Here is a 12,322-nt window from a genome sequence, read left to right on the forward strand (position 1 = left end):
GGGCTCCGGTTTAACGCACGCCATGTGGCGATGCAAAACGATACACCGCCAATGTACTGCGCCACCCGGGCAGGAAACCGATTTCACGCGCACCATTGAAAGCCACCCTATGCGTGATGCGCAGGTTCATGCTTGCGGCCAAATTTTCGAAATCGCGCAAGGTGCACAAATGGATATTGGGTGTGTCATACCACTGGTAAGGCATTTGACCCGTAACAGGCATGCGCCCGCGCAAGATGGAAAATCCGTGTGGCCAATAACCGAAATTCGGAAAAGAGACGATGCCGTGCTTAGCCACCCGCGCCATTTCCGACAGGATATGCTCGGTGTGCAACATGGCTTGCAGCGTCTGCGACAGCACAACGGTGTCAAACTGCTGATCATCGAAAAGCGCCAGGCCTTCTTCGAGGTTTTGCTGAATGACATGCACACCTTGACGCACCGAAGCAATCACGCGCTCGTCGTCGACTTCAACCCCCACACCATCCACGTCTTTATGGTCGCGCAGATACGCCAGCAGACTGCCGTCGCCACAACCCAGGTCCAGCACCCGAGAGCCCGGTTCTACCCAGTTGGCAATGCGTTCAAGGTCGGAACGCAGCCGCCCTTGTTCGACTTGCGCCTCGGGCGCAGCGTAGCGATGAATACGTTTGCTCATGATGCCAGCACCCCCGTTACGCGTTGCCTGGCGGGCAAGCCCAGCTCTAGTGCAATCTGGTCGTAGTAGCCCTGCACCACCGCGTGATAGCGCCGGTCTTCGAGCAAAAATGCATCATGACCATGGGGCGCGTCGATTTCGGCATAGCTAACTGGTCGCTGGTTTTTTAGCAAAGCTTGCACGATCTCGCGCGAGCGCACGGGCGGGAAGCGCCAATCGGTAGTAAACGAAACCAACAAGAACTTGGCTTGTGCGGCCTGCAAAGCACGAGCCAGGTCGCCGCCATGACGCCGTGCCGGGTCAAAATAGTCTAGGGCGCGCGTAATCAGCAAGTAAGTGTTGGCGTCGAAATAGGTAGAGAATTTTTCGCCTTGGTAGCGCAGGTAGGACTCGACTTCGAACTCTACGCCATAGCCGTAATGGAACTCGCCATTCTCGGCAGGCGCGCGCTGCGTACGACCGAATTTGACGGCCATATCGTCGTCAGACAAATAGGTGATGTGGCCTATCATGCGCGCCACTGACAAACCATGGCGCGGCACAACGCCGTGTTCGTAATAGTGACCGCCGTGAAAATCGGGGTCGGAAATAATAGCGCGGCGCGCCACCTCGTTGAAAGCGATATTCTGGGCAGACAGGCGCGCCGTGCTGGCCACCACTATGCAATGGCCGACACGCTCGGGGTGGTCAATAGCCCAGCACATGGCCTGCATCCCCCCCAAAGAACCGCCCATGACCGCCGCAAATTTCTCTATGCCGAAATGGTCTGCCAGACGCGCCTGCGCCTGCACCCAGTCTTCGACGGTGACCACAGGAAAATCCGCCCCCCATGGGCGCTCGGTACCCGGTCGCAGGCTGGCCGGCCCAGTAGAGCCAAAGCAGGAGCCTAAATTATTGACGCCAATAACGAAGAAGCGGTCGGTATCTAAGGCCTTACCGGGGCCCACCATGTTGTCCCACCAACCCTCACTTTTGGCTTGCCCCTCGTAAACGCCCGCAACGTGATGTGAGGCATTCAAAGCGTGGCAAACCAGCACGGCATTGCTGCGCTGTTCGTTGAGGGTGCCATAGGTTTCAACTGCCAGCTCGTACGAGGGCAACACTTGACCGCTGGTAAGAGGCAGTGGGTTGTTGAAGGTAATGAAGGAAGGCTGCACCACGCCGACCGAGCCGGAAGCGTCGCCGACAGAAGCGGTGGGGGCAGATTGTGCCGCAATGGCGACACATGACGATGAGGGAGCGTCTGGCTGATTCAAGGCACGGACCTCTTTAGCTGGATTTATGAGGCGCCCGCAAGCAGATCAAGCAAATCGGCGCCGGAAAAAATGGTTGGATTTATTCTAGCACCAAACGTCGTCAAGCCGGCCCGCCCCTAAGGCAAAACGCCACCCACGCCTTTTTCCAGCGCCTCGAAGAAAACGGACATGTGTTCGCTGGAAAGTTCATCCGGCGCCAGTACCAAGCCTTCTAGCAGGCCGTGCGGCGTCAGCCAGATATGCCCCACCACTTGCAGGGTTTCTTCAGCCCCCCCGCGCAACGTGAAGCGCTCGCCCGGCAGGGGCAGGGTTTCGGGGGCCGCCACCCCCAAGTTTCTGTATAGCGACAGCAGCACCTCGTGCCCGAACCGTTCGCGCTCGGCAGTGCTACTCAAGCCGCCCTGCCCCCAAGGGGCATAGCCCACCACAAAAAGGTTTTCATTCACTTGCGCCTGCGTCATGATAAAAGGTTGCTGCCCGCCCTCGAAGGGTAAATCACGCTGCTCGGTAGCGGGTTTGGCCGGAAACAAAGCCATTACGCGCCCGTCGGCAACCGCCACTTGGCGCCAGTTATAGTCGGGCGAACAGCCCATCAACAGCAACAGCGAAACCGCTATCCCCAGACGACCCCACGCGCGCATTGCCCATCCTGCCTTCATCTTTCTCCGCCTTGCCAACCGGATAGTCGTGCCTTATTACCGCAACGCTGACTTCCAAGAAACCGCCATTTTATTGGCCTCGGGTAAAATCCGCGAAAAACAGCATTCCTTGCCCTACAAGCCCCATGACATCCACACCCCCACATCTTGCCCGCTTGGCCGAGCATCTGCACTTGATCACCGCTATCCAGCGGGGCATAGAAAAAGAAGGCTTGCGCACCGACCAAAATGGCAATCTGGCCATGACGCCGCATCCGCGCGCGCTGGGCAGCACGCTGACCAACCCCTACATCACCACCGATTATTCCGAGGCCTTGCTCGAGCTGATCACACGCCCGCATCATAGCGTCACCGATGTGCTGGCCGAGCTGAGCGATATTCATCGCTACACCGCGCAGCGGCTTGACGGCGAGATCATCTGGAACCAATCGATGCCCGCTCATCTGCCACCCGAGGCAGATATCCCCATCGCTTGGTATGGCACGTCGAACTCGGGAATGCTTCGCCACGTTTACCGTCGCGGCCTGGCCGAGCGTTATGGCAAGGCCATGCAATGCATTGCCGGTGTGCACTACAACTTTTCCATGCCGGACGATCTCTGGCAGGTATTGGAAACCCCAGGCGACACGACTCAAGACCGCCGATCCAAAGGCTACTTGGGGCTGATACGCAATTTCATACGCTACGCTTGGCTGATCATGTATTTGTTCGGCGCCTCGCCGGCCGTGTCGCGCAGTTTCCTGCCTGAAAACGGCCACGGCCTGCAGCTACTAGACGACGACACCCTGTACCTGCCCCACGCCACCAGCTTGCGCATGAGCGATCTGGGCTACAGCAACAAGGCCCAGTCCGACCTGCAGCTTTGCTATAACGACATAGAAACTTTCGTCGAGCGCATGCACAGGGCGGTTACCACACCCTGGCCTGCCTACGAGGCCATAGGCACGCATAGAGACGGCCAGTGGATACAGCTGAACACCAACGTTCTGCAAATCGAAAACGAGTACTACTCCAGCATTCGCCCCAAGCGCACGACCCAACGTGGCGAGCGCCCGGCCACCGCATTGGCCACCCGAGGTGTGGAATACGTAGAAATCCGTTGCCTGGATATCGACCCCTATAGCCCCGCCGGCCTCTCCGGCCAAACCGCCCGCTTCATCGATACCTTCCTGCTGTTCTGTACCGTCGACCCCAGCCCGTTCTTTTCCCAGAATGGTTTTTGCCAAGACAGCCAACACAACTTTGGTCTGGTTTGCCGCGAAGGCCGTCAACCCGGCTTGATGCTCGCTCGCCAAGGTCAGTCCGTCAGTCTGCAAGACTGGGGGATAGAGCTGCTTGAGCGCATGCAGCCCTACGCTCAGCTGCTAGACCAAACCGAGGGTAGCCAGTCTCATGCCCATGCGCTGCAGGTACAAATCGACAAGCTGCGCGACGTTGAACTCACACCTTCGGCAAGCCTGCTGCGCGATTTGCGCGAGTCTGGACTCAGTCTGCATGATTTCACGCTGGCCAAAAGCCAGGCGCATCACCAACATTGGTTGAATCAAGCGCTGCCGCCGTCACTTGAGCGCCAAATGGACGAAGCCGCCAAGCACTCACTGACCGAGCAACAGCGGCTCGAGGCTTCTGATGCGGAAAGCTTCGACGAATACGTCGCTCAGTTTCACGCTGCCTTGGCGCTGCCGCCGGCGGCCTGATTGTCTTTATCTTGTCTGCTTGCTGCGTTACAGTGGCAAACACTTCGTATCACTCAAGGAGACGCCATGACGCAATCACCGCTCAATCCCAGTCCAGCCTTGTCCAACACCCTACACGCCATGGGCGCTCGCTGGGGCTGGTTCGTCGGTCTTGGTATCGTCCTGCTGATACTAGGCCTGATCGCAGCCGTTTATGTCATCAGTGCAACACTGGTCAGCGTGCTTTACGTGGGCATCCTCATGCTTATCGGCGGCATCGGCCAGCTGGTGCATGCTTGGCGCGTTGATAAAGGCTGGCCTGGCTTCGTGTTCTGGAGCCTCAGCGGGCTGTTGTACGTGGCTGCCGGCCTCATTGCCATTGTCTTCCCCATTACCGGGGCCGCCATGATCACGCTCATTCTGGGTGCAACCCTGATCGCTGCAGGCGCCTTCCGCCTGTGGGTGTGGTTCAACAATCGCGGCCAATCGGGATGGCAGTGGCTGGCAGCTTCTGGCCTTATCTCTTTACTGGCAGGCTTGCTGATTGCCGCAGGTTGGCCTGAAAACAGCCTTTGGATACTTGGCCTGCTGCTGGCTATCGACTTGGCTTTTCAAGGCTGGACGTTACTGTTCCTAGGCGTAGCACTGCGCCGTGGCCACGACCGTAGGGCCACCTCTTAAGCCAGCTCCGCACGCCTTACGCCGCCAAGCCTTGCCACAAAATCCACAGCATGGCGGCGGGGGCGAATACGCCTATCACGATGCGCTTGACCCATTCAAAGGGGCCGGCTTTGCCGCTTGCCCCCCACTGCTCTCGCAGGCGCGGCCACACCCACCAGGCGGCAAACAAGCAGGTCAGCACGCCCCCTACCGGTAAAAACACATTGCTGGCCAAGTAGTCCAGCCATCCAAAGACAGACTTACCTGCCAATTGCAGGGTGGGCCTTTCGCCAAAACTCAACGACGCCGCTATACCCAAGGCATAGCAAGCACCCGCCACGCAAGCACTTGCCGCGCGACGCGGCCACTTCAGAGTTTCGATAAGAAAAGCAACGGGGACCTCGAGAATCGAGATCGACGAGGTCAGCGCTGCGATGAAGAGCAAGGCGAAAAACACCGCCCCAAAAGCATTTCCCCACGGCAGTTCGGCAAACACCAAAGGCATGGTCACAAAAGTAAGCCCGGGGCCGGCGCTATCCCCCAGGCCCAACGCGTGTGCAGGTGGCAACACCAACAGGCCGCTAAGCACGCAACTAAGCATCGTCAGCAGCGCCACCATGCGAGCTGCTTTACCCAGATTGACGCCCGATGGCAGATAAGAGCCATAAGTGACCATTACCCCCATAGCCAATGACAGGGTCCAAAATGACAAACCCAGGGCGCTGAGCAAGGCGGTGCCATCCAGCGCGTTCAGGTTGGGCATCAAGAAGCGCAATACGCCCTCCCAAGCGCCGGGCAGCATCAAGCCTCGCACGATCAGTATGCACATCATCACGAACAGGCAAGGCATGAGCACCTTGGAAAGGCGTTCTATGCCCTTTTGCACACCCGCGGCCACGCAAGTCAATGTGGCCAGCATGAATAAGCCGTGATAAAAGAACGCTGCCCACCCCGAGCCCGACAGCTGTGCAAACCTTGTCGTCCACTGGCCGCCATCGCGTGCCAGGGGCTCGGTAATCACCTGCCAAAAATAGGCTAGTGTCCACCCACCTACCACGCTGTAATAACTAAGAATGACAGCACTGGCGAGCACGGCCAAAGCCCCGACCAGACTCCATAATCGCCCACCCAGGCGTAGAAAAGCGCCGTAAGCGCCGGCATCGGCTGCCCGGCCTATTGCCATCTCTACACGCAGCAAGCCCAAGCCTATGCTTAGGGTTAAGGCCGTATAAAGCAGCAGAAAAGCCCCGCCCCCTTGGTGTGCTACGACGTAAGGAAACTTCCAAATGGCGCCCAATCCGACGGCCGACCCCGTAGCCGCCAGCACAAAACCCAAACTGGAGCTCCAACGTGTTCTTTCCATATCCGCCCCCAAGATCTCTAAAGCGATTGTGCCAGAGAGCGACGTTTGGCGTCGTTAGCGTTCTTTTTTGCGAATTTGAGTGGGTTTTGCGGGCTACGCCGACTACACTACTAGTCTTTTGATGACCACTTCCCGCCTACTTGACGCCACGTCGCCATGATTGGTCTGTTTACGCTGAAAAACAAGTTTCTGGAATTGCTACGCGATGCCTTGGCTCATCGCAGTTACTCACGTGATTTTGCGTATGTTCGCAACGAGTACCTGCGCACTCGCATCACCCTGATTTGCACGATTTTTCTGGTGCTGCTGCCATTCTGGTCGCTGCTGGACTGGATCATGCTACCCAGCGACATCTTGCCCTACCTATGGCCTGCCCGCATTGCGATGGCTGTTTTGCTGGGTGTCGTGCTGCTACTGGCGCGCTATGCCCGGCACCATCTGCCGCGCGTTCTGCTTGCCTGTGGCTTGCTGCTGGCCACACCTGCCGCCTTCTACGCGCTTTTGCTGGCCGTTATTCCTCAAGGCACTCCACCACTTATAGGCTATAGCTTTATTCCTTACATGCTGGTGGTCATGCTGGCGATCTTCCCCTTTACGCTGCTCGAATCCAGCGTGTTGGGCTTAAGCCTGCTCGTGCTTCAAGCTTTTGCCTTGTATCGCTCAGAAATCCTCTTCACTTCTGCGGGCATACAAGACTTATGGCTGCTGGTCGCACTGCTCAGCATCGCCGTCACGGCGAATTACTTCCAATTGGCGTTGATGTTGCGCCTACACCGCGAGGCGACTCACGATCCGCTTACCGGCTTGCTGAACCGTGGCGCCCTGATGCGCTCCATGACCCAACTGAGCACGCGTGGCGATACGTCCCAAACAGCGCTGTTAATGATGGATCTGGACCACTTCAAACGTATTAATGACCAATACGGCCACATGAGCGGTGACGATGTCTTACGCCATTTCACCCGGCAACTGAGCCAAACCTTGCGCCCCACTGATATCGCTTCGCGCTACGGCGGTGAGGAATTCATGGCTGTTTTGGTCGACACCGATCTGCCAACCGCGCTTGAGCTAGCCGAGCGCATTCGACACCGCACGGAAACCTCCAGCCTGCAAGATCACGAAGGCAACACCATACGCTACACCGTCAGTATAGGTATAGCCATGCTTAAGCCTGGCAAAAATTTCGAAACCGCCATCCGAGAAGCCGACAATAGACTTTACGAAGCCAAGCGCCAAGCGCGCAATCGCGTGGTGGCCGTCGACACGCCATAGGTAGCCCCAGGATTCAGCCTTTCGCATTGCTGACTTTGTTGCCTTCTTCGGATATGGTTCGGATAGAAACGCCTACATCTACCCCCAGGAGCTCGCTTCATCATGATCAGCCGATTACAGGCCCTGGGCCGATCCGTATCAGGATTTGGCCTTATTCTTGGTTCGCTTTGCTTTGCTGCATCTTTAACGCCTAGCTTGATACCGCGCGACTTTGTCGTTCAAGGGGTGCTCGCCGGGATCGCCTTCGGGGCGGGATACGGCATCGGCGTCCTGCTATGCAGCGTATGGCGTTACCTAGAGCTTCCGAGCCTGACGCAACAGCTAACGAAGATACTCAGTCTGATCATGGCTGCGATCTGTCTTCTCATTATGGTGCTGGCCCTTAATCAGTCGGCGCACTGGCAGAACTCGGTTCGCCATGCCGTCGGGATGGAGTCGGTCGAGAGTGGCTACCCGCTCAGCGTCACCCTCATTGCCATCATCTGCTTTTGCGTGCTTCTATTGATAGCTCGCGGCTTGATCAAGCTTGGAAAACTCATAGCCGGCAAACTCTACCGACGCTTCCCACGCCGAATCTCCATTGTTGTCGGTGCGGCAGTCACCATCGCGCTTACCTACACTATCGCCAACGGCGTGTTGGTCCGATACACCTTCAACATGCTTGATAGCTCCTTCCGTCAAATTGATGCGCTGATAGAGCCAGATCGTCCGCAACCCCTAGTGGCCGAGCGCGCGGGCAACAAACTGTCGAGGCTGGAATGGCGCAAACTCGGACGGGCGGGAAGAGAGTTCGTAGCCTCCGGCCCCACGGCGCAGGAAATCACGGCTTTTACCAAGCAGCCGGCGCTTGAGCCCATACGCTTATATGCCGGCCTGCAGATCGCTGACACGCCCGAGGAGCGTGCCGCCTTGCTGCTGGAAGAACTCATTGCCCTGAAGGCTTTCGAGCGAGATGCGCTGGTCATCATCACCCCGACAGGCACCGGGTGGGTCGACCCCTCCGCCATCGATGGGCTTGAGTTTTTGTTTAACGGCAATGTGGCAAGCGTTGCGTTGCAGTACTCCTACTTAAACAGCCCGCTTTCCTTGATTTTTGAACCCGAGCATGGCGCAGTCGCTGCGGAAGCCCTGTTTCGCGTCGTATATCGCTATTGGAAAACCCTCCCTGCTGATCAGCGCCCTAAGCTCTATCTTCATGGGCTAAGCCTAGGCGCTTTTAATTCACAACGCGCCATCACCTTCTTCGACGTCCTAGGCGACCCGATAGACGGAGCCGTCTGGAGCGGCCCCCCTTTCCCCAGCGAAAAATGGCGCTCCCTGACTGCCGACCGGAACCCTGAGTCGACGGAATGGCTACCGGTTTTTCAAGAGGGACGATTCGTGCGCTTCATGAACCAGCATGGAACACCCGAAGGCAATACCTCGCCCTGGGGCAATCTGCGTTTCGTGTATCTGCAATACGGTAGCGACGCCATCACCTTCTTCGACAAAAGCTTGTTCTACCGCGAAGCAGACTGGATGAAGGCACCGAGGGCCCCTGATGTCTCGCCCTTGCTGCGTTGGTATCCGGTCGTCAGCATGTTGCAACTGCTTATCGACATGCCTTTGTCAGACGGGGTTCCCATGGGGTATGGACATGTGTATGCACCAGAGCATTATCTGAATGCCTGGCTGGAGGTGACCGGCGTTGAGTGGGCCCCGGAGAAGGTGGATGCCCTAAAGGCGCTACTGAGACAACGCAGCACACAAGGGGAAGGTTATGAATACCGAGGGGGGTGATCTACTTGGCTTGCATTGGCGCGACCGACAGGAATCGAACCTGTATCGAGAGCTTCGGAAACTCTAATTCTATCCATTGAACTACGGTCGCATCGCGCAGTATTGTAACGCGCTTCGCCTTCGCGTGCTGTACAAGGGTGCCCTTCCTAGCAGTAGCAGGTATAATCGCAATCTTTACGCGCACCGGCCCCGAAACCTTATATTGGCGTAGCGCGCGACGCGAGTCTCAAATTAGTTAAGCACAAGTAAACTGCACGTACCCGATGGTACAAAGCAAGTACCTAGCGATTGCATAGCAAGCAACAAGGGCCGCAAGACATAAGAATCCAGGACTCAGACATGAACCAAACAGCAGACAACGCAGAAAAGCACAACGAAGCACACGAAGGGCCCATCAAGACCCCGAAGCAGCTGGTCGTTACCATCATCCTGGCGTTCATTGTTCCCATCATTATCATCTTATTGTTGATCAATCTGGTGGTGTCCGGCTCTTTTCAAGGCGCGGGTTCGCAGGCGCTCACCCCCGAAGCCATCGCCTCGCGCATCAAGCCTGTGGCGGGCTTTGCACTGGTCGATGCCAATGCACCCAAGGTTTTTAAAACCGGCCAGCAAGTCTACGAATCCACCTGTACCGCCTGTCACGCCGCAGGCGTGGCTGGCGCACCCAAAACGGGCGATACCGCAGCCTGGGCTCCGCTCATCGACTCCGGTATGCAAGCCCTCATGAAAGTCGCTCTCGAAGGCAAGGGCGCCATGCCCCCCAAGGGTGGCAACCCCACCCTCAGCGACTTCGAAATCGAACGCGCCGTGGTCTACATGGCCAATCAAGCAGGCGGCTCCTTCCCAGAACCAGCTGAACCTGCCGCTGAAGGCGATGCCGCAGCGGACAACGCCCCCTAAAAGCCTAGCCTTCCGGCACGCACATGCCGGATACGCATGCCACACACGAGCCGGCCTCTATAAAGGTCGGCTTTTTCATGTGCGCCCGGCACACATAAAAAACGCCACCTTCGAGGGTGGCGTTTTTTCGTCTATCGCCTTCAGCGCGCTTCGGTTTGCAGCGGCAAACCTAGCTGCACGCGGCGCTGCAGCCACAAACTGGCCCGATAGCGCATATCGCCGGTTACGGCATGCATATTGCGCAGGACTTCAAGCACCAGGTCTGCCCCCAGCGCCTGCCCCAGGCTAAGGGGCCCGCCACCTGGGTAACCCAAGCCCAGTTTGACGGCCAAATCGATATCCTTGGCTGTTGCAATGTTTTGCTGAGCAATGTCACTGGCCACGTTCACGATATTGGCGACGATACGTTGAGCGACGAAGCCCGCAGAGTCGGCAATGACGGACACCGGGGTATCGTCGGATGCCAATAAGGCATGGGCGGCATCACGCCATTTGTCTTCCGTAGACAAAGCACACATCAGCACCCGCCGCTTGCCTTGCTCCAGCCCAAACAGGGTATCCAAAGCAACGGTACGAGCGCCATCCAGACTATGGCGGCTGATCAGCGTAGCGGTATCCTCACCAAATGGCGTTACGACGATCAGGGCATCGTCGGGCGCTTGCTCGGCAGCGACGCACTGCACACCCAGGCTCTCGAAAAGCGCCTTGGCACGCGCATGGCCTACCGCATGGTAAGGCGCCACCCAGACTTTCAGCCCATCAAGGGCCGAGGGCACGGCTGCGCTGGCGGGGACTTCCTGCTTGCCATCCACATAGCGATAGAAACCCTCGCCTGTTTTCCGACCCAGCAGACCACCGGCAAAGCGCACGGCGGTAATGGGCGAGGGGCGAAAACGGGGTTCGTCATAGAACTGCTCGTAGATCGACTCCATGACGGGATGAGAGACATCCAGGGCGGTCAGATCCAGGAGTTCGAACGGGCCCATGCGAAAACCGGCCTGCTCGCGCATGATGGCGTCGATGACATGAAAAGGGGCAACCGTTTCCTGTGCCGTTTTCAAGCCCTCGATATTCATGCCGCGACCGGCATGATTGACGATGAAGCCCGGCATGTCTTTGGCGCGTACCGCCGTATGCCCCATTTTCTGGGAAAGCGCCATCAGCGCATCGCCCACGGCGGGATCACTGCGCAAACCGTCGATGACTTCGACGACCTTCATCAAGGGCACTGGGTTGAAGAAGTGATAACCCACTACGCGTTGAGGGCGTTCGCAGCCGGCAGCAATAGCGGTGATGGGCAATGAAGACGTATTGGAAGCCAGGATGCAGTCTTCGGCAACGATCTGTTCAAGCTGTTTGAATAACTCGCGCTTGATGTCCAGTCTTTCGACGATGGCTTCGATCACCAACTGCGCCGGTGCAAGGTCTTGCAAGGCCGTGCAAGCCTGGATGCGGGCCAGGGCAGCTTGAACGACTTCGGGCTGCATCTTGCCCTTGGCCACCAATTTATCCCAGGTTTGCGCCAATGCGTCGCGCGCGGCCTGAACAGCCTGCGCATTGACGTCGTACAGACGCACTTCCAGCCCCGCTTGAGCCGCAATCTGGGCAATACCCCGCCCCATCGCGCCGGCTCCGACGATGCCGATGACATTGATATCCTTCATTGATGAGCTCCAGAACAAGCCGACCAGCGCTGATCGGCGAAAGGACGATGATAAAACGCCGGGACCCCGACCGTTTGTGTATGTTTACAACACGGGCACAAATTAAGGGTAAACCCCAGGAAAAATATTGCATAAACCTAGGGTTTACCCTAGAATATCTTCATTGCTTAATTCAGCCGTTTTTTAGATCAGACAGGTCGTCGCCATGAAGAATCTTTCCTCCTCCATCGTTTTGACTGACTCCCTCGAACGCAAGCTGCTGCAAGCCGAAATGGACCACTACATGAATGCGCCTCTGAAAGGCGTGTTTACCGCTGCGGCCCATGCTGCAGCCAAGCTGTCGGTCAAGGTCGTCGACGCGCTGCGTTTCCAACGCCACGCTGGCACCAAAGCCGCTTAAATTCTTTCCGCTCTGTCTTCTGACAGAGTCAGGGT

General features: G+C 57.5%; 10 protein-coding genes, 1 tRNA gene, 1 pseudogene and 1 riboswitch. Of the genes and pseudogenes, 6 read left to right on the forward strand and 6 right to left on the reverse strand.

The features are described 5' to 3' along the window. Positions 1-10 precede the first annotated feature (10 nt). From metW to H0484_RS08150, 3 genes are all read right to left on the reverse strand, one after another. Entirely contained in the window at positions 11-658 is a 648-nt protein-coding gene (metW, locus tag H0484_RS08140) for a methionine biosynthesis protein MetW (protein WP_226954082.1), read from the reverse strand. Continuing rightward, positions 655-1,875 (reverse strand): homoserine O-succinyltransferase MetX, encoded by a 1,221-nt coding sequence (gene metX, locus H0484_RS08145; protein WP_226954129.1) that lies wholly within the window; start codon positions 1,873-1,875, stop codon positions 655-657. Before metX ends, metW begins: the two co-directional genes overlap by 4 nt. A gap of 31 nt (positions 1,876-1,906) precedes the next feature. After that, positions 1,907-1,985, reverse strand: a riboswitch (SAM riboswitch). 45 nt (positions 1,986-2,030) lie between these two features. Continuing rightward, positions 2,031-2,573, reverse strand: a complete 543-nt coding sequence (locus H0484_RS08150; RefSeq protein WP_226954083.1) for a hypothetical protein — start codon at positions 2,571-2,573, stop codon at positions 2,031-2,033. Between the two features lie 125 nt (positions 2,574-2,698). On the opposite strand from H0484_RS08150, the gene gshA reads away from it, so the two are divergent. Further along, positions 2,699-4,270, forward strand: coding sequence for a glutamate--cysteine ligase (gshA, locus tag H0484_RS08155; protein WP_226954084.1), 1,572 nt, complete (start codon positions 2,699-2,701; stop codon positions 4,268-4,270). A gap of 66 nt (positions 4,271-4,336) precedes the next feature. Beyond that, on the forward strand, positions 4,337-4,930 hold the full coding sequence (locus H0484_RS08160; RefSeq protein WP_226954085.1) for an HdeD family acid-resistance protein: 594 nt from the start codon (positions 4,337-4,339) through the stop codon (positions 4,928-4,930). A 16-nt stretch (positions 4,931-4,946) separates the two neighbouring features. Here H0484_RS08160 and H0484_RS08165 read toward each other — a convergent pair whose 3' ends face one another. Continuing rightward, positions 4,947-6,272 carry a sodium-dependent transporter gene (locus H0484_RS08165; RefSeq protein ID WP_226954086.1) on the reverse strand — a complete coding sequence of 442 codons (1,326 nt, stop codon included), beginning with the start codon at positions 6,270-6,272 and terminating at the stop codon, positions 4,947-4,949. A 156-nt stretch (positions 6,273-6,428) separates the two neighbouring features. On the opposite strand from H0484_RS08165, the gene H0484_RS08170 reads away from it, so the two are divergent. Both H0484_RS08170 and H0484_RS08175 read left to right on the forward strand, forming a co-directional pair. Further along, positions 6,429-7,544 (forward strand): GGDEF domain-containing protein, encoded by a 1,116-nt coding sequence (locus H0484_RS08170; protein ID WP_226954087.1) that lies wholly within the window; start codon positions 6,429-6,431, stop codon positions 7,542-7,544. A 102-nt stretch (positions 7,545-7,646) separates the two neighbouring features. Continuing rightward, positions 7,647-9,323, forward strand: coding sequence for an alpha/beta hydrolase (locus H0484_RS08175; protein WP_226954088.1), 1,677 nt, complete (start codon positions 7,647-7,649; stop codon positions 9,321-9,323). 16 nt (positions 9,324-9,339) lie between these two features. Here the strand turns inward: H0484_RS08175 and H0484_RS08180 are convergent. After that, positions 9,340-9,414, reverse strand: a tRNA-Arg gene (locus H0484_RS08180). Between the two features lie 248 nt (positions 9,415-9,662). Here H0484_RS08180 and H0484_RS08185 point away from each other — a divergent pair. Next, positions 9,663-10,217 (forward strand): annotated as a pseudogene (locus H0484_RS08185) (c-type cytochrome); the annotation flags it as partial. A gap of 146 nt (positions 10,218-10,363) precedes the next feature. Here the strand turns inward: H0484_RS08185 and H0484_RS08190 are convergent. Next, positions 10,364-11,887, reverse strand: a complete 1,524-nt coding sequence (locus H0484_RS08190; protein ID WP_226954089.1) for a 3-hydroxyacyl-CoA dehydrogenase — start codon at positions 11,885-11,887, stop codon at positions 10,364-10,366. Between the two features lie 205 nt (positions 11,888-12,092). Here H0484_RS08190 and H0484_RS08195 point away from each other — a divergent pair, with 205 nt between their 5' ends. Then, positions 12,093-12,287, forward strand: a complete 195-nt coding sequence (locus H0484_RS08195) for a hypothetical protein (protein ID WP_226954090.1) — start codon at positions 12,093-12,095, stop codon at positions 12,285-12,287. Positions 12,288-12,322 lie beyond the last annotated feature (35 nt).

The organism is Mesopusillimonas faecipullorum (genome assembly GCF_020539505.1).
Lineage (GTDB): Bacteria > Pseudomonadota > Gammaproteobacteria > Burkholderiales > Burkholderiaceae_B > Mesopusillimonas > Mesopusillimonas faecipullorum.